We start from the raw sequence: 20,153 nt of genomic DNA, 5'->3' as shown, positions 1-20,153 counted from the left end.
ATCACTTTTTTATGATTGTCTGATACCTATTGAAACAAGCCATTTCTGCACGTCAAAACTGGGGCAGGCTTTGGCCGCCAGTTCGTTATGCCCCACGATACGCACGTCAGGGAAACGGCGGTGGAAGTCTCTCACGTACTTCTCAAGCGCACGCTTCTGGCACACCGTACGCGTGTCCTTCGGGGTCTTTCCGTCCTTTCCGCACCCACCGGCATACACGATATGACGGCTGACGGAATTATAGCCGGCCACACCGTTGGTGATTTCCCAAGGGTCCACGTTCGCGTCCTCGTTGTTATCCACCAGGCGTTCCACGCCGCCATTCAGATGGAACAGGTCAGTATATCCGACCTGTTTCCAGCCGCGGCCGCCCTTTGATACCGGGTTCGTGTGCCAGGCGCGAATCTCCGCGCCACTGACTTCGCGCCCTTCAGGCGTGGCCGTGCAATGAATGACCAAATACTTCAGCCTACCCATCACGCACCGCCTTCCTCGTCATCAGCGGCCGCCTGGGACAACGCTATTTCAACCTTCTTTTCCGGATCAGCGTCCAGGCTTACCACAAGCGTGCCGGATACTGCTTTGCCGCTACTGTTCACACCGGCGGTAACTTTCAGCCCGTCATCGGTACCGACCGCCGTAAAACCGGCGGGGACGGATGTCACACTATAATCACCGGACGCGGTAACCGTCACATACTTACTCTCACCCGCGGCCTTGAAAGAAAGGGCGGAAGGGTCGGCTGAAATGTTACGTTCCACCGCCTTGAACGCCGGGTCGGTACGGGTGTCGAGCACCACGAACTCCTCACCGAAGGCGATTTCCGTATCGGCCTTCATAAGCAACTTGAAGAAGTACAGCTCGCTGGAGTTCATCCACTTGTCAATCTGAATCACCTCCTCGTCGTCCTGAAGGTTCACACCGGCGAAAAGATTGCCGTCGGCACTCATCGAGCAGAGCGTGGCCACGATAAGATCGTCAGGCCAGGAGTTCAGCGTCTCGATGGTGATACCCTTGTAGCGCTTCTTGTTGATGTCCGTCTCGCTCGTGTTCTTGTACTCGCGTTCGGTCAGCTCGTCATCGTACTTGTCAAAGTCGTCGATGCTCATCAGGATACGCAGGTTCGGGTTCTCGCGCAGGGCTTTCGGGATGGCCTTGCGGACAGCCTTCAACTTGCCGATCATGGACCTGTCAGAGGACGGTGACACCACGATCACGTCCGGGTCCTTGGCAGCCTGCGTCAGGATGCCGTTGAAAAGGTGGTCGTCGTCAGAACCGAACTCACCGTTCAGGTAATGCCAGCCCAACTCGAATTTCACGCTCTTGCTGAGTTCATCAAGCAACGTGTTCTGAGCTTCGGGAGGAAGTTCGGCAAACACAAGGTTGCCCTTCGGTTGCCACTTACGCCAGACATGCTCGAAAGCGCGGGGGTTGAAAGTGGTGAACGCCATGAAGTCCTCCGGATCCAAAGATTTCTCCGAGTAATTGAAATTACCCTTCGAATCTTCCAGCATCGGGTTCTCCTTGCGTTTCTGGAGCATCTTGCCGGTCTTGATACGCGGCAGGCTGATTTTCTTCTCGACACCGGGGATCACCATGATCAGGCCTTTTTCCACAAGGTCGTTCCCGGTACAGGCGAGTACCAGGATCTTCTCCAGTACCTCACCGTTGTAGTTGGTGTTTCTTACTACTATTGCCATAGCAAATATTTTTATTAATGTTTCAACTTGTCCTTAATCTCGGTCATGCGCTTGTTCCAGGGACTTTCATTTGTCGGGTCCACACGCAGGTCGGTCATGACTTTACGTTTCGGGGAGAGTTTCTCCAGCGCCTTTTCCCCATTCTCGCGGTCCTTGGACAAAAGGTTCTCATAGATGGGGCGGGTGGTGGCGTCAATACGCCCGTCATTCTCCGCGTCATCAAGCAGTTTCTTACGGGCGGCGGCTTCATCCGCATCCGCCTTGTCCCGGAACTCCTTCAGCTCACCCTTCAGGCGGGTGACTTCGGCATCAAGGCCCGGAACTTTCCCGGCCTCCGTTTCCAGAAGCCCGACTTCACGGAGAAAATCGTCATCTGTCACGCAGTTCTTGAACCGCGGACGTTTCTTCAGTTCGTCTAAATTCATGTTACTCTTGTTTTGTGGCTTGTGCAGCCGGTTATTGAATATTTGAAATACCTGTTCGGGGGTACTGTCCTCCGGAAGGGGGTCGGCATCATAGATACCATCGATAAGACCCAGCGCCAAAGCTTCATCGGCACGCAGCCAGTGGTCCTTCCCGTCGAAATACAACGAGCGGATTTCCTCCTTGTCCTTTCCCATGCGGGCGGCATACATCTCGCAAAGGGTGTCCTCCAGCGATTCAATCTCGCGGATGCACCCGCGCATCTCCTCCTTGTTGCCATAACAGCCTCCCTGGACACTGTGAAGCATCAGACGGGCATAACGGCTCATCTGCACCGGCTTGCCGCAAAGGGCAATGACGGAGGCCATGCTGGCGGCGATGCCGTCCACGTAAATGGTGATGTCAGCCTTGCTGTTTTTCAGGGCGTTGAAAATGGCGATGCCCGCATACACCTCGCCGCCGTTGCTGTTGATACGAACGTCAATCCTGCCGGACAAGGCCTCGGCCTCCAGGAGCTCGCGAGCGATATCCCCGCTGCGCACATTGTCGTCATAATCACCGATGTCACCGTAAAGAAGGATACAACAGGCGTCTTTCCCGGGTATGATGTTGAAAAACTTTTTCATGCTTATATAGTCTTTTGGGCGGGTATTCCCCGCGAAGTTTACGGTGCGAAATTAGGGGGATTAAAGCCGTTTTTCAAACCGCGTATTTATCATGCGGACTTTAAAACGCTGTCATGAAGTTTTAAAGTGTCATCATGCGGCACGCGTTTTTTTCCGCCCCTTTTCCTTATCAATTTTGCACGTAAAAAAGGAGGCAATATGACCGAACTAAGCATGCAACAAAAAAGGGAATGGGCGAAGACGCTCTACCTGAAAGAGAACCTCACGCAACAGGAAATAGCCGAGCGTGTGGGGGTGTCACGCATCACGGTGAACAACTGGATAGGCAAGAACGGATGGGAGATGCTCAAGACATCCATCACCATCACACGCGAGGAGCAACTGAAAAGCCTGTACAGGCAGCTGGCAGAACTAAACAACGCCATCATGGCAAGACCGGCAGGGGAACGGTTCCCGAACACCGCAGAGGCGGACACCATATCCAAACTGTCCAACGCCATCAAGAAGATGGAGACGGAAGTCGGGCTCTCGGACATCATATCGGTATTCTCAGACCTGCTCAAATGGCTGCGCGCATCCGACCCCACGCAGGCGAAGGAAGTGACACCACTGCTTGACGCGTTCGTTAAATCAAAAGTTTCATAACCATGGCAAAGAAAAGACTTACACCGCAGGACCGCACGGCACTTGTCGAATGGGAGGAGCTGATCGCATCCATACGCGAAAATTCGGACATCAACCCTTCGGACACGGAAGCGGAAATACGTGCACGCAGGGAAAGGCTCGAAAAGGATGACGAGGAGTGGTTCCGGTATTACTTCGCCATGTACTATTCATGCGAGGCGGCGGACTTCCACAAGAAAGCTACCGGAAGGTTGATAAAGAACAACCGGTGGTATGAGGTGCGCGCGTGGTCGCGGGAGCTGGCGAAGTCCGCACGGTCCATGATGGAAATATCAAAACTGGCAATTACCAGAAAGGTGCGCAACGTACTGCTGATATCCAATTCGCAGGACAACGCCCAAAGGCTCCTACTGCCGTTCATGGCCAACTTCGAAGAGAACCAAAGAATCATCCAGGACTACGGGATGCAGAAGAAACCCGGGTATTGGGAAACGGGGGAATTCACCATCATGGCGGGATGTTCCTTCCGCGCCATCGGAGCCGGACAGTCACCGCGCGGTACCCGTAACAAGAATTTCCGGCCGGACTTCATCCTGGTGGACGATATCGACACCGACGAGGAATGCCGGAATCCGGAACGTATCAAAACCAAATGGAAATGGCTGGAGGAAGCCCTGATACCGACCATGTCCGTATCAGGAAACTACCGCATACTCTTCAACGGGAACATCATCGCCGCGGACTGCTGCATAAAAAGGGCCATTGAAAAGGCAACCGAACTGAAGGGAAAGGGCATCGGACACATGGACATCATCAACATACGTGACAAAAACGGACTCTCCGTATGGCCGCAAAAAAACTCGGAAGAGGACATAGACCTCTTCCTCTCAATGGTCAGCGCGGCGGCACGCCAGAAGGAATTCTTCAACAACCCCGTAGCGGAGGGAGAGATATTCAAGGACATCATCTACGGGAAAGTGCCGGCGCTATCGAAATTCAAGTTCCTAGTCATCTACGGTGACCCCGCACCCGGGGAGAACAAGACGAAGAAGAGTTCCACAAAGGCAGCGTTCCTGCTCGGAAAACTGGCCGGGAAACTCTATGTCATCAAGGGGTTCCTCGGAAGGGAGACGAACGCCACGTTCATCGAATGGTACATCAAACTGCTGGAATTCGTGAACGGGAAAACGAACGTGTACTGCTACATGGAGAACAACAAGTTGCAGGACCCTTTTTTCCAGCAGGTGTTCCAACCCATAATCAGGCGCATACGGCGGCAAAGGAAGATAGCCCTCTATATCCAGGGGGACGAGGAGAAGAAAACGGACAAGGCCACACGTATCGAGACGAACCTGGAACCGCTCAACAGTGAGGGAAACCTCATTTTCAACGAGGCGGAAAAGGACAACCCGCACATGAAGCTGCTTACCGACCAGTTCAGCCTCTTCAACCTGATGCTGACATATCCGGCGGACGGGCCCGACTGCGTGGAGGGAGGAAACCGCATCATAGACCGCAAGGCGCACCAGGCGGAAAAACCGGCCGTCATCTCCACAAGGAAGATGCGGGCGCACAACAAGTACAGACTGTAAACTTTAATACTTTACCCAAATGAGCAAATTTATAGAACTTACAGATTACGACGCGAGCATCCACCGCGAAATACTGGACGCGCTGACAAGGGAGGACAATGCCGTCGTGGAGATATGTGAGGACCGGGCCATCGAAGAGATGCGGTGCTACCTCTCCAAACGCTATGACTGTGACAGGATATTCACCGAGACCGGAAACAGACGGAGCCAGCTCGTGCTGATGATGGCCATAGACATCGCAGTGTACCATATTTTCAGCATCCACAACCCGAGGAACCTTTCAACCCTGCGCAAGGAACGTTACGAAAGGGCCGTCGAATGGCTCAGGGCGGTAGCGGCCGAGGAATTATCCGTGGACGGGCTGCCCCTGCTTCCCGAAGAGACAAGGGCGGCAAAATCAAATTTCCTCATCAAAAGCAACCGTAAACGTGTAAACCACTGGTAACATGAGTAAAAGACAGAAAAGGGCCGGAAAGATAACCAAAAGCGGAAACCTGCCGAGGCCCGGGCAGAAAGGTCCCGCAACCATCATACTGACACAACCTAAGCGCTTCGGCATAGACATAGCGGATTATATGCTGGCCATACGCGCCTTCGAGAACGTGGATTACTCCAGAAGGTTCAAATTGTACGACCTGTATGACGACATTCTCATGGACACGCACCTGACAAGCGTCATCGAGAAACGGAAAAACGCCGTGCTCTCCTCCGTCATCGAGTTCCGGCGTAACGGAAAGCCCGACAAGGCGGTAAACGAACAGATACGTTCACCATGGTTCCGGCGTCTCATAGGTGACATCTTAGACGCGAAATTCTGGGGGTTCACGCTCGTGCAGTTCTACCGCAAAGGGGAATGGGTAAACTACGACCGGATACCGCGCAAGCATGTGGATCCGGTACGCAGGCTCATACTGCGCCACCAGACGGACACCACCGGAACATCCTGGGACGAATACCCCGACCTGCTCTTCATCGGGGAACCTGAAGAGCTCGGAATGCTCGCAAAGGCGGCCGTATGGGTGATATACAAGCGGAACGACGTGGCGGACTGGGCACAGTTCGCGGAAGTGTTCGGCGCACCTATCCGGGAATACACATACCCCACGGATGACGACGAGGCAAGGCAGAGGGCGCTGGCGGATGCGGAAAGTACCGGAAGCATGTCGGTATTCGTGCACGCCCAGGAAACTATGATGGAACTCAGGGAAGCGGCGAACAAGACCGGAAGCTCAGACCTCTACGACAAGCTCTGCGAACGGTGCAACAGCGAGATATCGAAACTGTTCCTCGGGAACACGCTCACCACTGAGGCTTCGGACAAGGGAACACAGGCACTCGGGACCGTCCACAAGGACGTGGAGGAGAAAGTCACGCTTGCGGACCGGCAGGACATCCTGGACGTACTCAACTACAACATGACCGACATATTCGCCATGCTCGGGATAGACACCACCGGCGGCGAGTTCTGCTACCCGGAAAAGAAAGTCATCGAACCGGAGAAGAAAATGAGCATCCTTACCCAATTGCGTACGAACTTCAGCCTGCCGGTAGGAGACGATTATCTGTACGAGGAATTCGGGATCGAGAAGCCGGCAGACTACAACGAACTGAAAAAACGGCAGGAAGTCGGAGCGAAAGAAATACAAGCGGCGAAAGAAAAAGCGGCAACCGACGGGGAGCGGGAGGATGAAGAGGAGGAAATACCGGAGACCGGAAAAGAGACTCCCAAAGAGAAGAAAAACGCACTTAAAAACGCGTATAACTGGCTGAAACGTTTTTTCGGGAAAGCCCCGGGGAAAGACGGGGCAGCTTTAGAGTGGTGATGAACGACCTCTACCGGTTTGAAAACAAGCAGGTGGAAAACGTGTTTTCTTTTGATGAAGAGGTACTGGGGAAAGCCCTGAAGAACATATACAGCAAGGACTTCCATCCCATGACCGACATCGAGGAGAACCTGTTCGAGGCCACGTGGAAAACAATGAACAAAGCCACCGACAAGGGGTTCGGGGCACGAAAGCCCGATGATCCGGATTATGACTTCTACCGCGAAATACGGACGAACAATGTCGTATTTGCCGCGTTCAAGGTACACCGGGCACAAAACGACATGGCGGCGCTACTGCTGGACGAAAACGGCAATTTAAGGCCGTTTGAACAGTGGCTGAAACTCGTCATGCCCATAGCGGACCACCAGATGGTAGACTGGTTGCGTACCGAATACGACACGGCAGTCATACGGGCGCATCAGGCGGCCGACTGGAGACAGTTCGAGCGGGAGAAGGATATCCTGCCGAACCTCAAATGGATGCCGTCAACATCAGTACACCCGGGAGCGGACCACAAAATTTTCTGGGGAACCATACGCCCCGTCGATGATCCGTTCTGGAACGAGCACAGGCCGGGGGACCGGTGGAACTGCAAGTGTACGCTCTCGTCAACGGATGAAGCGCCGACAGCGGTACCGGACGAGAACGGACGAAACAAGGCACATAACGGTCTGGAAAACAATCCGGGAAAAGACGGCAAATTGTTTTCAGACAAACATCCCTACATTACTGAGGCGCACCCGGGAGCCAGAAAAGCCGTGGACGCACTTACCAAGCGCATCAACGAGATGATAGCCGAAATGCCGGACAACCTGACGCTGGAGGAAAAAACCGACATCGCCCACAACAATCTCAGGATAGAAAAGGCCCTCGGTATCACCAAAGGCAAACCGATGACATACGAACAGGCGAACAAGGGAAAGGAAAATCCGAAATTCGGGAAAGAGGAAGGATACCGCGTAAATTGCCAGACCTGCACCGTGACACACATGCTCAGAAGGTTAGGCTTCGACACCGAGGCAAAACCAAACATCCGACAAAGCGCATACAACGAAATGGCAAAACAAGGTATTACATGGGAAGAACGTTTCCTGAACCGGGACGGAACAAAACCGGATTATGACTATACCTATAAATGGCAGGTCAGAAAGGGATACCAAGTAATGAATGCAAATCGGCTGAAGGAATACTTCAGGGAAAAATTCAAAGAGGACGGAATATACGAGATATATTGTGCCTGGAAGGGCGGTTCCGCACACGTATTCTGTGCGGAGGTGACTGAAGGGAAGGCAAGGTTCTTCGACCCGCAAACCGGAAAGGATGATGCAAGCAATTACATACAGAGCATGAAAGCCAACCGTGTGGGAGTGATAAGAATAGACAACAAACTGGTAAATCCCAAAATCATGGGACTATTCATCACCAAATAAACGGGAAGAAAGTGCCAGCCCCTCCTCACCATCCATCAGACGGCAAGAACGGCCGTCGAACAGAATAAAGGCGGGAAGACCGACAGGCAACTCAAAACCATTCCCATCAACACACCCCACGGAATAGATGCTTCCCTCAGGGGAACTGGCTGATAAGACAACGGAGTTGTAACCGTTACTGTTTGCTAATTCCGACACTTGTTTAGGTATTTCCATAACGCAAAAAGGCACATAAAACGCCTTGTCCGCAAAAGTATAAAATTATTTTTTAAATCAGTCATTTATGGACATAAAAGAATATTCAAAGCTGATAAAAGCCAAGCGCAAGGAACTGGATGACCTGATGAAACGGAAGATGCCGGTCATCGCCGGACGAATGGCAAAAGACCATTTCCAGGATAATTTCCGCCGGGAAGGTTTCGTAAACAGAGGATTACACCCGTGGCCGAAAGCGAAAAGGCTGTCCTCGGGACGGACCGATGCGGCAGGGCAGTACGGGACGCTGCTATCCGGGAGAAACCACCTCTTCAGCTCCGTCAAGTACATGCCGGGGGACTACCGGGTGAGAGTGGCCAACGACCTCATATACGCTCCCGTCAACAACTGGGGAGGAGAAGTGCATCCGACCGTTACGCCACGAATGCGGCGCTTTGCGTGGGCGAAGTATTACCAGGCTTCAGACAAGGCTAAAAAAGCCGCTACGGGCAAAAAAAAAGGCAAAAAGAAGGGTTCTGCCGCAAGTAACGAACCGCCGGAGAACCCGGAAGCGCTGAAATGGAAAAGACTGGCGCTCACCAAAAAGAAAAAACTCCGGATCCGAATACCGCAACGGCAGTTCATCGGAGAAAGCAAAGAACTGTCCGACAGGATAACGGAAAAAACAGAAAATGAAATCAGAAACATTTTAAATTTATAAGGATATGGAAGAAATATTCATCGCGATCATGGAACGTATCGCCGGAATGATGCCGGAACTCTCCTGCATAGACGAGGATTACGGGCAACTTGAAGCGGGGGCGGAAGAGGACCAATACCCGGTCACATTCCCTTGTGTGCTGATCGGAAATACCGAATCGGACTGGAACGATCTCGGATACGGGGTACAGAAAAGCGAGTCACTCATTACCATACGCCTGGCCGTCGACTGTTACGATGACACCCACTACACCTCCGGAACCTATCAAAAAGCAAAGGAACGTCTGCTGAAGGCGAAGGAACTGTACAGGATACTCCAGGGTTTCCAATGTTCGGAAGAAGCCAGCCCGCTGGTCAGGGTGAAAAACCGGGACTATTCCATGCCTGGAAATATCAAGGTGTACGAGACGGTTTACTCCTTCACGCTGCATGACGAGTCGGCCATGCAGGAAGGCGCGGCAAGGTTTATTCTCCCGTAAAGAGCGAGAGCTGGACGGCTGTCAGGCGGGGCTTCTTCACTTTCGGGACGGGCTTCACCTCCAGGTCCTTCAGCTCCCGGCACTTGCGCCGGATAATGGACATGATCCGTTCTTCGGAAATGAAAAACTCTTGGCGGGACAACACTTTCAGGGCGTCATCAAAACGCAGGCGCTGCACCTCCGTCCAGTAATAGTAACGGCGGCACAGGGCTTCATCACGGAGTTCTATCAGGTTCTTGTCTCGTCCTTTGGCCATAAGTTCAGGTATATGCTGCAAATATAGGCATTTAACCGGGGATGTTAATAAAAAAACGCCGCATCGTGTATGAATGCGGCGTTTTTCTGTTTAGAGTGTGAACAAAATCACATGGTCATCAGTTCGGTGTCGTCCTCACCCGGGACAAACGGCTCGATACGGGTGATCACCTTGCTCTGTACCTTCACCCGCCCGCTGCCATTACAGACCGGACATTTTGCGGATAAAGGAGCTCCTCCCTGGTCCAGGTAAAAGATACGTCCCTTGCCTTCACAACGCTTGCAGGCCATGACGTGCGGCGCGATGTTCTTCGTCTTTTCCATAACTACAACCGGCAGAATGAAGGTTCGATACGGCGCCAGACACCGTTCTCGTCACGTTTATGAAAATAGTAGTTCACCGCGGTCTTGTACACCACATTGCTCTCACGGAAGAGGTCCATGATCTCCGTGTATTCACTGTCGAAACGGTCCTCCAGCTCATACAGCTTGCTCACCGACTTGTAGTCCAGATCACCCTGACGGTTACGCTCGATCATGGTCATACCGAGCTGGTACATCGGATCGTCGGTACCGAGCTCCCGGCTCATGGCGTAACGCTTCAGGTAATCCACCAGACGCTCGGCGGCGAGGTTGGCGCGCTCGTCGAAACTCTTCACCTTGTTACTCCTCACTTCCAGCTTCATGTCACCGTCCACGATGGTGAAACTCGCCTGGTCATCCTTGCGGAGCTGCCCATAGTCACGCATCAGGTCGCGGAAAGAGGCGGCTTCCTTCTCTACCCAGTCACGGAAGGCCTTCACGTCATCCACAACCGGAAACAGTCTGTTCTTCACTTCAAGCATGAACTGCGCACGGAGCCCCTCGTAGGCATCGCGACGGTTGCGCTTGTTTTCCTTCTCTTCCTGCTGGAGCTGTTTCAAAAGCTCCTTCCTGTCCTGGGCGGACAGGATTTTTAATTGTTCTTTCAAGTCCATAACTAAAAAATTAAATGGTTGTTACTGTTGTTTATTCTCACGTTTGCGACGAATGGCGCGCAGCTTCATCTGTAACGTGTCCAACGCCTCACAGTCAAGTTCTCGGAACTCCATGCCGGCGATACGGCTGTCCAGGCAGAAAGCGTTCACCTTGTCCCAGTCGGCCGTATCAATGCCCAGCAGTTGCATCTGGTGCAGTACCGCGGAGCGCTTCTGACGGAGAATCTTCCGGAGTTCTTCCTGGTGAGTGGGCGGCACCAGCTTACGCATCCCGGCTATGGCCGCACTGTATTCCTTCAGTGTCATGTCGCGCAGACTCGTGGTACGTCCGTCCGTGTACTGGGAAACTACGCTTTCCTTCAAAGCATCGCGGTCAGATGTCGGAAGGCGGTTCAAAAGACTATAAAACACCGCATAATTCTCGGGTTTATTTAACTGCTTGCGGCTGTTGATATCTATCTGCATGGTTATGTTGTTCTTTCATGGAGAATATCCATTTCTTTTATGATCCTCTTTATCCTAATGGCGCATAAGTGATTAAGAAGGTGTTCCTTTTCATCTTTTGTACACTTATACCGGTGGAAAAATTCAAATACGCTCATTATTATTCTATATTGAGTTAATGTATCTACGTCCTTCGGCAGTTGGACGATAAACGACATCACCGAATGGACCTGCCGATTTTGTCAATAAACCGTTCTTTACCATCTCGTCTAATTCCTCATAGGGCTTATCATAACCACCCCATCCTTTTTTGCAGATATTCTTTAAATCAATAAGCTGCATCTTGCTTAACTTTATATCCATTTGATTCATTATTATACTTGATTTGATTCATTCGACCATACCATTCTACATCAGAATTATTCAATCCATAGTGAGCAATAAGCCCTTTATAGTCGATAATTCCATGATATTCAGTTTCAATTGGCTTTTCCAATCCAACCTCTTTAATTGTTATTTTATAGTGTTTTATATTCCATACTTTATTCTTACAAATTAATCACTTCAACCGACACCACGCTGTTTCTGTTGGTGTTGATTGCTAAAATATATCTGTTTCCCTTCTGGCCTTTCTCGTAAAGATAAGCCCAGTTCTCCTCAACCTCCACATAACCTTGACGGTCAACCGGAAGCCCGATACTGTTCGTGATCTGAACACGAACTTTCAGACCTTCGAATTTTTTGAATATATTACTCATAACGCTATTGTAACTACAGGTTTCTCAAGTTCTCTCAAACGTGCCTCCGGGACATCCCTCAGGATAGCGGCGACCAGTTGCGAATCCCGCGTCTCAACAATCGCCCAGCCTTCAGTCTTCGTGGAAGCACTGATAAGCATCTGACGACGCGGTTCAAAACACGTCCAGTTAATAAGAACGCTACTCAGTCTCTCTATCGGAAGGCCGAGCTGGTGCAGGTTCTCACTCGTGTTCATTTATAGTCATTCATCAGTTCATATTCTAATTTCCCCAATACGGGATAATATTGATATCCGCCTTTCTCACTTGGGCCTGCATCAGCGCCATGGACAGCAACATGCAGACACGTTTGTCAGTCTTAACAATTCCGGATATGGAACCTATAACATGATCACCTTTACCGGTCACGATTGAACCGGCAATCTGCTCAAGCCCGGTCGGATGATCCTTACTTGCCGCAACGCTCATAAAAGCGCTAAGATCGTTTTCCTTACAAAAGTTATCCACGTATTGGCAAAGTTCCTTTACTGCCTCTTTCTGTTTTTCTGTAATCATTTTAGTTAAATTTTAATGGTTGATAATATGCTATTTTTCAAGAATATAATCGCACTCAAGAACTTTGACACCACCGTAAAATGTCACTCTGGACGTATCAGTGATACCAAAATGTTCTTTATCCGCGAAAATCATATTTTCCACACCGGACTTCATTTGCCGGACAATGTCCTTAGCCCTTTTATCAGTCCAACCATGAGCGGCAAAACCCGCTTTGAACTGGTAAGTGGTCGTTACGGCACCGTTCTGGATCCTGGTGGAAACAGTAACGGTACCCACACAATTTTCTATTGTTTTCTTCTTTCCCATGATGATTATTTATTTGTTGGTTTCCAATCCACTGTTATAATCGCATCCAGTTCACCGCTGCCTTCACAGACCGGACAGGGTTTCCGCACATCCTCGCGGCTACCTTCCTCCGTTCCCCAGAACCAGCCGTTACCCTTACAGTAACCACACTTGTGACTGGTACTGACAAAGTTCTCACGATTAGGTCCCTTACACATATAGGCGGGAGGACAAATCTCCAGCTGCTTCTTTATCCTACTCATGCCTGGCCTCCTTTCTGTTTCGGTCCCGCCACATTCCAATAGTCATAGGCGCCCTTCTCCCAGATTGTGTATTCACCAGTGGCCCCCTGATAACGTCCCTTACTGAAGGCGACGTAGCCCTCCACCCATATCTTCAGGTCGGCATCATACATCACGCTCGTGGCCGCATCACCTTTAGGATTCTTGCCGCGGGCATGGCTGATGAAAACAAACAGCTTGTCCGGAAACTCCTCCTTCAGCTGGATATAGTCACGATACGTCATCTGTGTGTATTGGAAGCTGTCAATGATCACGATGTTGAAACTCTTATGACGCCGGAGCCTGATCTTCAAGGTGGGGATGTCCTCTTTGATAAACGCCAAATGGCGGCTTACCTCGGCCATACCAAAGCGCCGCAGGTTATTTTGGACTGTCAGAGAAGTTCCTTCCTCCAGGGAGTTGAACGCCACACGGTCATACTTGCAAAGTTCCTTGCAGAGCTGCATCACAAAAGAGGTCTTGCCATTACCACTGTTGCCCCACACGAACCAGCAGCCCCGGACTTCCGGAGTGTCGAAGGCATCCTTCCATTTCCCTTCAAAAGGGAATACGTCATACTTCTTGTTCAGGATGTCCCTGACATTCAAGGCACGTCTCATGCCCGCTTTTTTATTATCCTTTTTCTCTTCTTCCATAGTCAGAACAGTGTTAGTTGTCGGATATTGTCAATTCGGTCAAGTACGGCCTGCCGTGTGGCACCCCGCAGTTTCTCGTGGCAAAGCATCCTGCCGAGTGCCCACAGAAGGGCATTCTCACGGGTGGCAAACTGCCCCCATTTACGTCCCGGGTTGAAACCGCCTCCGGAACCGCCCACCTCCATGTGAACGCCGGCAACCCACCAGCCATCCTGCTGTCCCACAAGGGCGTCCAGGTAGTCGCGACCATTTCGGTAAACGGTCACCGTCTCGTATTCCCTCAAGACCGGGTAATCGCTCCAGGGAACGGGAAGCTGCTCGCGACCGTCGATCTTTAAGTATTCAAATTTGTTTTCCATATCCTTAAAATTACGTTTGAACGGTATTTGAACGGAGGTCATTCCCCCACCATACGTTTCACCTTGTGAATGGACTTCCTCACACGCCGCAAATCAAAGTCACAAGTCGAGGCCTCCTTTATCACGCTGTCGATATCTTTCTTGTCAGTCACACCGTTGGCGGAACAGATCGCAAACACGTCGTTCACGTCCGTAGGCTCCAGCTCATAAAATTTCCGTCCGATACGGCTGTAGAACTCCTTGTAGCCGGGCTTCTGGTACCGCAGACCGTTGCTGATGCGTTTGGCAATATAATCGGTACTCAAAAACACGACACCGCATTTCTCCTCCAACTTGTTGTACAGGCTGATAAAGTAGTGGAACACCGGTTCGGTCAGCTTGTCCGCCTCATCAAATACCAGCAGGGGCGCGTCCATCTGGATGATATCATCCAGAATAAGTCCCCACACCTCACGGATATTATACCCTTCAGTCCGGATCCCGACCATGCGGGCGATCTCGCGGACAAAGTCACCTTTCTTCATGTCCTCGGAGCAGAGAATATAGAAAACCTCCTTATGCTCATGAAGGTAAACACGGGCGGTGGTACTCTTGCCACAACCGGCCTCACCAGTCACCCATGTGACATTGCGCCAGCGCTGCGCATCGGAGAGCACAGCTGTGATCTCCTGGTAAGCGCCGGTCTCCACGATCTGCCAGCCGGTAGCGCTTACACCACCGACCTGCGAGGCGACATTACGGAACATCTCGTCACTGATATTCTCATAACGCCCGTTCAGGATATTGCTCACAGTACCCACACTGACTCCCTTCAGACTACCCGCAGCCTTCGTCTGGCTCGGATACTTCGCCACGTAAGCCCGAAGGCTCTCACTGATGGCATTCTTCTCTTTCATTGTAATTTCCATAATCAATATTTTTTTATCTTATTATAAATCTGTCCCTTATAATTTCCCGACCACCTTGCGGATGCTCACTTCCTTCTTCTCAAAACTGTCCCATGTCACGTTGCTGATGACTTTCATGTCACGGCCTATGGAAGGACGGGCCGGCTGGCTGTATTTTCTCGTGCGACGGTCAATCTGGCGTTGCGCCTCCTTTCCGAGACCTTTCAGGTCAGGGGTGCGCAGACCGTTCTGTTCCGGTGCGACACCATGCTCATACTCGATATCTTTGGCGACGACCTGACGGTTTATACGTTCATTGACGACGGCCTCCTGCTGGGTGCGGATGAAACGTTTTTCGGCTTCCGTCTGCTCCTGCTGGGCACGGTGGATCATCAGCGGGAACGAGGCCACACACTCGAAACGCATCGCACCGCCCTTGTCCTTGTAAAGCAACCGTACGCTGCTCATGTCATAGGGATCGTACTGGACATAGAACTTCTTGTAGGTATTACGCCGGCGCCATTCCAGGTCAGGCTCACCGGGAGCGGAGAAAACCTCGTAAGGGTATTTCTTTCCCTGTACTGTGATCTCGATACCGCTGGCGGTGAACAGCGACGGTTTATCGGTCGTGTACCAGAACATCTCCACCATATCAGGAACGCTGACCGGATCGGTGGCCTCGTTTACGCTGGTATTGTACATCTCAATACGGGGGATGCCGGTGGCCGGGTGCTTCATTGAGTTCCACTGCTCACGGGAGGCGGCATACTGTTCCTTCAGTTCCTCCAATGTAGGAAGGGAGTCGATGTTCGCGTTGATGAATTCCAAATTCGGACGGCTTGTATCTCTCTTTGCCGTAATATTCTGCCCGGTGAAACCGAAACGTTTCTTCAATACCTGGCTCTGGAAGCGGTAGAAAATGTTCTCAATCGTCTTAGATTCGCCATTATACGGAGCTGTCGGACGGTGGATACGGCTAATCTTCGAGAAAAGGCCCAGCGCCGCGTTCTTCTTATGACCGCCCTGGTTGTCGCACACGATCTCGTAGGGTTTGTGCCCGCTCGTTTGGATAGCCATGCGGAAAGCATGGTACTGGGCGATATAGTCTTCGTTGTCGCTGATGTAATAACCGAGCAGGACTTCACTATAGGCATCCACCACCTCGTACACGCTTGTAGTGCACTTGTTTCCGTTCTCGTCACGATAGTAGAGGTTCAGCTTCGTGCCGTCGCCATACCAGAGGCTGTCACGACGGCTCGGAAGGATGGTCCGGTGCTTGCGGTCATAACGCTGGTGTGCCTTCATTTCCCCATAAACGGCATCGTACCACAGAGGTTCGACACGCGGGCTGTTGAACCATTCGCGGAGGCTGCGGGGACTCTTCAGGGGCTTCCAGCCACATTCCGGAGCGACACGGTTGTACTCCTCGAAGATCTCCATGTCAGTATAAACCGGAACGCGGCTGCGTTTCAATGCAACAAGGTAACGCCCGCCGTCCTCCTCGATCTTCAGCGTGTTGCTGTTGCCGTATTTACCGCTCACAAGCACACCGTAGTTGTCGGGACGGAACTTGTTTATCAGGGCTTTCAAACGCCCCACACTGCCCGGAAGGCTGTGCCCGTACACCGGACGCCATTCCTCACTCGTGACAAGCAGAAGCTCCCAAAGGTTACGGCGGAAACCGGTCAGCTTGTTATTGGATGAACTCAAGCGTTTGAACTCTTCCATCAGCGCGTTCAGCACCGAGGCATTCCAGGTGTATTCTTTCTTCACATCCAAGGGAAGAGCGACCATCTCACCGTTCTTGTCGTAACGGTAATCCTCGAAAAAGTTCTCGGCCTTCTCGTCTTTCTTCACTATGTTACGGATCATTTCCTGTCTCATTTGTTTCTCGGGTTCACCATGACGCTCAACCCAACGTTTCTTGTATTTCTCGGGAAGGGAGGAATAGGCATACAAGGCGTGGCCACCTTCACCACCGCCACGGGAAACGACGTCAAGTTTATCCCGGGACAACTGGCTGTTCAAAGTACCTTTGGGCATTATATCCAGTAACTCCGTGTAAGTTACACACAATATATTATCAAAGTATTCCATCTCCCGTTCTGTTATTAGTCCTCCAAATCAGTCAAAGGGACTTGCCTCTTCATCAGCTGTGCCGAAGCCCCGAAGTTCAGCACCACGAGAAGCTCCAGCAGCGGGTGGTCAAAGACCAGGGAAAGCAGGATCCCGAAACTCAGACAGAAGTAAAGCACGCAAAGGCGCTGCTTACAGTTCAGGCGCATAAACCAGCGTAGCTGGTCACCGAACAATGCCATCAACTCATTTTTCATCGCTTTCCTTATTTTGAGGGTTACCACCTACCTTGGTTCCACCGCGCTCGATGGCGAGCTTGCGAATGGAACGGGCCAACTTGCTGTTCTTGCGGAATGCAAGGGAGTGGGAGACCATTTCCCGGGAACAACCCAGCAAACCGGCTATTTTACCCACCTCACTGTATTCTACCACTATTCTCTCTTTCATAATTCGCTGATAAGTTAAATTATTGTAGCGGGCAGTCGCGGACTCGAACCACGGACCATGGCCTCTCCCTTGCGGGAGCTTAGCGTGTTCTACCAACTGAACTAACTGCCCCGGAAATCTATCGGAGTTCTTCTATTGTCGGAGTAACCCGGTAATCAAAACAAGAACGGCAGTAAGCCAGGCCACATTCGTTCTCACAGACCACGATGCCGGTCAACGCATCAATCTGGTAGGCGAAAATATTTTCGTCATCATTCAATTCTTTAAGGGTGGCAGCAAACAAATCCATTTCTGCCCAGTCAACGGTTACTTTCAATGCTTTCATTTTCTTCTTTTTATATTTCTCATTGTCACCTCAAGCCTTTTTTGTAGCTTTGGGGCGGTGTTCACACTTTGAACACGTGGCAAATATACAGAATATTCTGCAATAAAAATAATTATGGAGAAAAAAAATACAGAAATTTCTGCAAGAGTAACGGAAATGATAGAATTTCTACAAGAAACTCCCAATTCTTTTGCAAAATCATTGGGATACAAGAGGGCACAGACTCTTTACGATATAATAAGCGGAAAGTCTGCTCCAAGTTATGACTTTTTCAATAAAGTAGCAAATGCAGAAATTTCTGCACAGATAAATATTAAATGGCTCATAACAGGAAAAGGAAATATATGTAATAATACAGATAATAAAGAAGCAAACATAGCCACACCCCATACTGATATTATCGAAAAACTTCTTTGTACAATTCAAGAGCAAGCAGAAGAAATAGGAATGTTACGTGAACGAATTAAACAGTTTGAAAAAGAAAAAGGAAAAAGTGCATCGGATGTACCAGTTTCTGGTATTGCAAATGTAGGATAAAATATATAAAGACTTTACTTAAATAAATCATTCAATAATATGGCAAACTTTCATTTTGACAATCAATTCCTCAAAAATACTCTTAAATCTATCTTTGAAAAAAAATTCCATACATTGTCCCAAAAAGAAAAAGAGTACTTCGATACAGAATATAATAAAACATTTTGTGATACAAATTTTGAGAGCACAGAAGTAAGGGAATCAAGCTACCTAATGAAACATCTTGAAGAACGCCAAGAGATAATTGAAGATGTAGCGTCAGCATTGAGGATGGTTGTAGTTAGTTACATCAACCTCTTAAAAGAACCATATCCTTATAATATAAAAAGGAATATGCCATTACTAAAAAATAACCACAAAAAAGTTATGCAATACTTGAATTCTCCATTTTATTTAGATATTACCCAATATGCTAAACATGATATGTTCATTGGGGATTTACGTCTTTTAGAAAATATAGATGAATATAAATCTTTTTTTGAAGAGTATAGTCAACATCCCCAAAATCTTAATCTCTATAACATAAAAAAAGAGGTTCCCCAGAAATATGAAATAGATGATACGCTTTTTGAATTATAGCCTCAGATACCAGCTAAGATGTGTTTTGTGGGGCAAAGGGAGTAAAAAGTAGTAAAATACTGATTTTTAAAGCAATAAATCAAAATATAGGGGAGTAAATATATATTATCAAAATTACATTCACTCCCCTCAATAATCTGAAACAAGCAAAAAACACGGTATAAAAATAGCGTTTATACATACCATTCACAAAAAAAACAGCAAAAAATGAATAAGCAAACGAATAAGCTATCGAAACGTTTCGTTTTTGTAATGGCTAAAATGAATAACCTAATGAATAAGCAAGTGAATAACCTCTCCATTTTTCCAACCGTTCCAACCGTTCAAATAAAAAGTAACTTCTTATGGTATACTATTTGAATGTGGATCGACACGAATACAACAAATAAAGCCGCAAAAAGCGGCTTTATAGACGTTTTAAGGCTGTCTCAGCCCTTTCTGGTAGTCTTTATCAGGTGTGACTGGATAATCATCGCACGTTTCGTGTATTTTACGGCTCCATCGGTCAAACCGGCATGTAACAGGCTGCTTTTGGTGATGCCGACCTGGCTCTCGGTCAAAGTATCAAATATGGCAGAAATACTACCGAAATAGAGGTTCTGCTTCTCATAAATCAGATGCACATGAATAACTTTAGTCATAATATATAGCATTTATTTTATTGCAAATATACTAAATATATCGTATATAGAATAATTTAGATAAAATAAAAGGGGAAATATGTCATGCACTCCCCTACTCCACTTGCACAAACCAGTTCGTTTGACTATCTTTGAACATGAGAGCTGACCAGAAGCGAACCATGAAGAACAATCGGTGATAACACTCCCGAAATCTCCCCTATCCCACCTTCAATGTAAAGCATTTCATTTGAACGGCGTTCAAACGGGGTTCAAATGTAAGCCTAATGTAAAACGATGTAAACGCTTCGTTTTTCCTGTTTACTCTCCCCTACTCTGCCATAAAACCTTGACAACCAAAACAATCAAGCATTTTCAAGCCGATCACATATTGACACGCTTCGTTTTTCCCCCCTTACTGACTGCTATCAGGCATACTTTAGAACACGATAGCACAATATCTCTACAGGACAAAGCCATCATAACCTTGGCCA

Annotated in this window: 31 protein-coding genes and 1 tRNA gene; 9 read left to right on the top strand and 23 right to left on the bottom strand. The window is 49.4% G+C overall.

Annotated elements, in window-relative coordinates; genetic code table 11:
* Positions 1–9: 9 nt before the first annotated feature.
* Genes NSB03_RS06210 through NSB03_RS06200 form a run of 3 tightly spaced genes read right to left on the bottom strand, consistent with a single transcriptional unit; the run spans position 10 to position 2,749 of the window.
* Positions 10–477 carry an N-acetylmuramoyl-L-alanine amidase gene (locus NSB03_RS06210; protein WP_024987802.1) on the bottom strand — a complete coding sequence of 156 codons (468 nt, stop codon included), beginning with the start codon at positions 475–477 and terminating at the stop codon, positions 10–12.
* A complete protein-coding gene (locus NSB03_RS06205; protein WP_024987801.1) occupies positions 477–1,700 on the bottom strand; it encodes a BACON domain-containing protein in 1,224 nt (407 codons plus the stop codon). Before NSB03_RS06205 ends, NSB03_RS06210 begins: the two co-directional genes overlap by 1 nt.
* Before the next feature lie 14 nt (positions 1,701–1,714).
* Positions 1,715–2,749 carry a head maturation protease, ClpP-related gene (locus NSB03_RS06200; protein ID WP_024987800.1) on the bottom strand — a complete coding sequence of 345 codons (1,035 nt, stop codon included), beginning with the start codon at positions 2,747–2,749 and terminating at the stop codon, positions 1,715–1,717.
* A gap of 198 nt (positions 2,750–2,947) precedes the next feature.
* On the opposite strand from NSB03_RS06200, the gene NSB03_RS06195 reads away from it, so the two are divergent.
* From NSB03_RS06195 to NSB03_RS06175, 5 genes are read left to right on the top strand one after another with little or no spacing between them, the layout of a single operon-like run.
* The gene (locus tag NSB03_RS06195) at positions 2,948–3,394 is read left to right on the top strand and encodes a helix-turn-helix domain-containing protein (protein ID WP_008762178.1); all 447 of its coding nucleotides are present in this window, start codon (positions 2,948–2,950) and stop codon (positions 3,392–3,394) included.
* A gap of 2 nt (positions 3,395–3,396) precedes the next feature.
* Positions 3,397–4,965 (top strand): hypothetical protein, encoded by a 1,569-nt coding sequence (locus NSB03_RS06190; protein ID WP_195382225.1) that lies wholly within the window; start codon positions 3,397–3,399, stop codon positions 4,963–4,965.
* 19 nt (positions 4,966–4,984) lie between these two features.
* Entirely contained in the window at positions 4,985–5,410 is a 426-nt protein-coding gene (locus NSB03_RS06185; protein ID WP_024987799.1) for a phage protein Gp36 family protein, read from the top strand.
* A gap of 1 nt (position 5,411) precedes the next feature.
* The gene (locus NSB03_RS06180) at positions 5,412–6,788 is read left to right on the top strand and encodes a phage portal protein family protein (RefSeq protein ID WP_257466285.1); all 1,377 of its coding nucleotides are present in this window, start codon (positions 5,412–5,414) and stop codon (positions 6,786–6,788) included.
* Positions 6,788–8,221: a phage minor head protein gene (locus NSB03_RS06175; RefSeq protein ID WP_128824388.1), complete on the top strand. Its 1,434-nt coding sequence runs from the start codon at positions 6,788–6,790 to the stop codon at positions 8,219–8,221. The genes NSB03_RS06180 and NSB03_RS06175 overlap by 1 nt, the downstream gene beginning before the upstream one ends.
* Here the strand turns inward: NSB03_RS06175 and NSB03_RS06170 are convergent.
* On the bottom strand, positions 8,204–8,437 hold the full coding sequence (locus tag NSB03_RS06170) for a hypothetical protein (RefSeq protein WP_008762172.1): 234 nt from the start codon (positions 8,435–8,437) through the stop codon (positions 8,204–8,206). The two genes, NSB03_RS06175 and NSB03_RS06170, sit on opposite strands and share 18 nt — an antisense overlap.
* Positions 8,438–8,504: 67 nt before the next feature.
* On the opposite strand from NSB03_RS06170, the gene NSB03_RS06165 reads away from it, so the two are divergent.
* Positions 8,505–9,137, top strand: coding sequence for a hypothetical protein (locus NSB03_RS06165; protein ID WP_257466284.1), 633 nt, complete (start codon positions 8,505–8,507; stop codon positions 9,135–9,137).
* 4 nt (positions 9,138–9,141) lie between these two features.
* Positions 9,142–9,615 carry a hypothetical protein gene (locus NSB03_RS06160; protein WP_024987797.1) on the top strand — a complete coding sequence of 158 codons (474 nt, stop codon included), beginning with the start codon at positions 9,142–9,144 and terminating at the stop codon, positions 9,613–9,615.
* Here NSB03_RS06160 and NSB03_RS06155 read toward each other — a convergent pair.
* The 18 genes from NSB03_RS06155 to NSB03_RS06070 all read right to left on the bottom strand — a co-directional run bounded on the left by NSB03_RS06155 (position 9,602) and on the right by NSB03_RS06070 (position 17,923).
* Positions 9,602–9,871 (bottom strand): hypothetical protein, encoded by a 270-nt coding sequence (locus NSB03_RS06155; RefSeq protein WP_007750722.1) that lies wholly within the window; start codon positions 9,869–9,871, stop codon positions 9,602–9,604. The genes NSB03_RS06160 and NSB03_RS06155 overlap by 14 nt on opposite strands.
* 107 nt (positions 9,872–9,978) lie before the next feature.
* Positions 9,979–10,194, bottom strand: a complete 216-nt coding sequence (locus NSB03_RS06150) for a hypothetical protein (RefSeq protein ID WP_008652655.1) — start codon at positions 10,192–10,194, stop codon at positions 9,979–9,981.
* A 2-nt stretch (positions 10,195–10,196) separates the two neighbouring features.
* Positions 10,197–10,847 carry a DUF3164 family protein gene (locus NSB03_RS06145; RefSeq protein ID WP_024987796.1) on the bottom strand — a complete coding sequence of 217 codons (651 nt, stop codon included), beginning with the start codon at positions 10,845–10,847 and terminating at the stop codon, positions 10,197–10,199.
* Between the two features lie 21 nt (positions 10,848–10,868).
* Complete coding sequence (locus NSB03_RS06140) at positions 10,869–11,312, bottom strand: hypothetical protein (RefSeq protein WP_024987795.1); 444 nt, start codon at positions 11,310–11,312, stop codon at positions 10,869–10,871.
* 144 nt (positions 11,313–11,456) lie between these two features.
* The gene (locus tag NSB03_RS06135) at positions 11,457–11,654 is read right to left on the bottom strand and encodes a hypothetical protein (protein ID WP_249932084.1); all 198 of its coding nucleotides are present in this window, start codon (positions 11,652–11,654) and stop codon (positions 11,457–11,459) included.
* A complete protein-coding gene (locus NSB03_RS06130; RefSeq protein WP_159102144.1) occupies positions 11,620–11,787 on the bottom strand; it encodes a hypothetical protein in 168 nt (55 codons plus the stop codon). The genes NSB03_RS06135 and NSB03_RS06130 overlap by 35 nt, the downstream gene beginning before the upstream one ends.
* Before the next feature lie 52 nt (positions 11,788–11,839).
* A complete protein-coding gene (locus tag NSB03_RS06125; RefSeq protein ID WP_225695912.1) occupies positions 11,840–12,049 on the bottom strand; it encodes a hypothetical protein in 210 nt (69 codons plus the stop codon).
* 261 nt (positions 12,050–12,310) lie between these two features.
* On the bottom strand, positions 12,311–12,604 hold the full coding sequence (locus NSB03_RS06120; RefSeq protein WP_024987793.1) for a hypothetical protein: 294 nt from the start codon (positions 12,602–12,604) through the stop codon (positions 12,311–12,313).
* 30 nt (positions 12,605–12,634) lie between these two features.
* Positions 12,635–12,913, bottom strand: a complete 279-nt coding sequence (locus tag NSB03_RS06115) for a hypothetical protein (RefSeq protein WP_024987792.1) — start codon at positions 12,911–12,913, stop codon at positions 12,635–12,637.
* 5 nt (positions 12,914–12,918) lie between these two features.
* Complete coding sequence (locus tag NSB03_RS06110) at positions 12,919–13,155, bottom strand: hypothetical protein (protein ID WP_024987791.1); 237 nt, start codon at positions 13,153–13,155, stop codon at positions 12,919–12,921.
* The gene (locus NSB03_RS06105) at positions 13,152–13,829 is read right to left on the bottom strand and encodes a hypothetical protein (protein WP_004325648.1); all 678 of its coding nucleotides are present in this window, start codon (positions 13,827–13,829) and stop codon (positions 13,152–13,154) included. The genes NSB03_RS06110 and NSB03_RS06105 overlap by 4 nt, the downstream gene beginning before the upstream one ends.
* Positions 13,830–13,831: 2 nt before the next feature.
* Positions 13,832–14,230, bottom strand: a complete 399-nt coding sequence (locus tag NSB03_RS06100; protein WP_257466283.1) for a hypothetical protein — start codon at positions 14,228–14,230, stop codon at positions 13,832–13,834.
* Positions 14,227–15,096, bottom strand: a complete 870-nt coding sequence (locus tag NSB03_RS06095; protein WP_257466282.1) for an AAA family ATPase — start codon at positions 15,094–15,096, stop codon at positions 14,227–14,229. Before NSB03_RS06095 ends, NSB03_RS06100 begins: the two co-directional genes overlap by 4 nt.
* Before the next feature lie 36 nt (positions 15,097–15,132).
* Positions 15,133–17,172 (bottom strand): transposase family protein, encoded by a 2,040-nt coding sequence (locus NSB03_RS06090; protein ID WP_257466281.1) that lies wholly within the window; start codon positions 17,170–17,172, stop codon positions 15,133–15,135.
* A gap of 14 nt (positions 17,173–17,186) precedes the next feature.
* The gene (locus NSB03_RS06085; RefSeq protein ID WP_024987790.1) at positions 17,187–17,408 is read right to left on the bottom strand and encodes a hypothetical protein; all 222 of its coding nucleotides are present in this window, start codon (positions 17,406–17,408) and stop codon (positions 17,187–17,189) included.
* Positions 17,398–17,598, bottom strand: coding sequence for a hypothetical protein (locus NSB03_RS06080; RefSeq protein WP_024987789.1), 201 nt, complete (start codon positions 17,596–17,598; stop codon positions 17,398–17,400). Before NSB03_RS06080 ends, NSB03_RS06085 begins: the two co-directional genes overlap by 11 nt.
* A gap of 28 nt (positions 17,599–17,626) precedes the next feature.
* Positions 17,627–17,709: transfer RNA gene (locus NSB03_RS06075), tRNA-OTHER, on the bottom strand.
* A 7-nt stretch (positions 17,710–17,716) separates the two neighbouring features.
* Positions 17,717–17,923 (bottom strand): hypothetical protein, encoded by a 207-nt coding sequence (locus NSB03_RS06070; RefSeq protein ID WP_024987788.1) that lies wholly within the window; start codon positions 17,921–17,923, stop codon positions 17,717–17,719.
* A gap of 114 nt (positions 17,924–18,037) precedes the next feature.
* Between NSB03_RS06070 and NSB03_RS06065 the strand changes: the two genes are divergently transcribed.
* Both NSB03_RS06065 and NSB03_RS06060 read left to right on the top strand, forming a co-directional pair.
* Entirely contained in the window at positions 18,038–18,460 is a 423-nt protein-coding gene (locus NSB03_RS06065; protein WP_024987787.1) for a hypothetical protein, read from the top strand.
* Positions 18,461–18,499: 39 nt separating this feature from the next.
* Complete coding sequence (locus NSB03_RS06060) at positions 18,500–19,039, top strand: hypothetical protein (protein WP_024987786.1); 540 nt, start codon at positions 18,500–18,502, stop codon at positions 19,037–19,039.
* A gap of 428 nt (positions 19,040–19,467) precedes the next feature.
* Here NSB03_RS06060 and NSB03_RS06055 read toward each other — a convergent pair whose 3' ends face one another.
* On the bottom strand, positions 19,468–19,680 hold the full coding sequence (locus tag NSB03_RS06055) for a hypothetical protein (RefSeq protein ID WP_024987785.1): 213 nt from the start codon (positions 19,678–19,680) through the stop codon (positions 19,468–19,470).
* Between the last annotated feature and the right edge of the window lie 473 nt (positions 19,681–20,153).

This window comes from Bacteroides acidifaciens, assembly GCF_024623065.1.
Taxonomy (GTDB): domain Bacteria; phylum Bacteroidota; class Bacteroidia; order Bacteroidales; family Bacteroidaceae; genus Bacteroides; species Bacteroides acidifaciens.
Note: the sequence above shows the minus strand (reverse complement) of the source record. Positions and strands in the feature narration are given on the sequence as shown.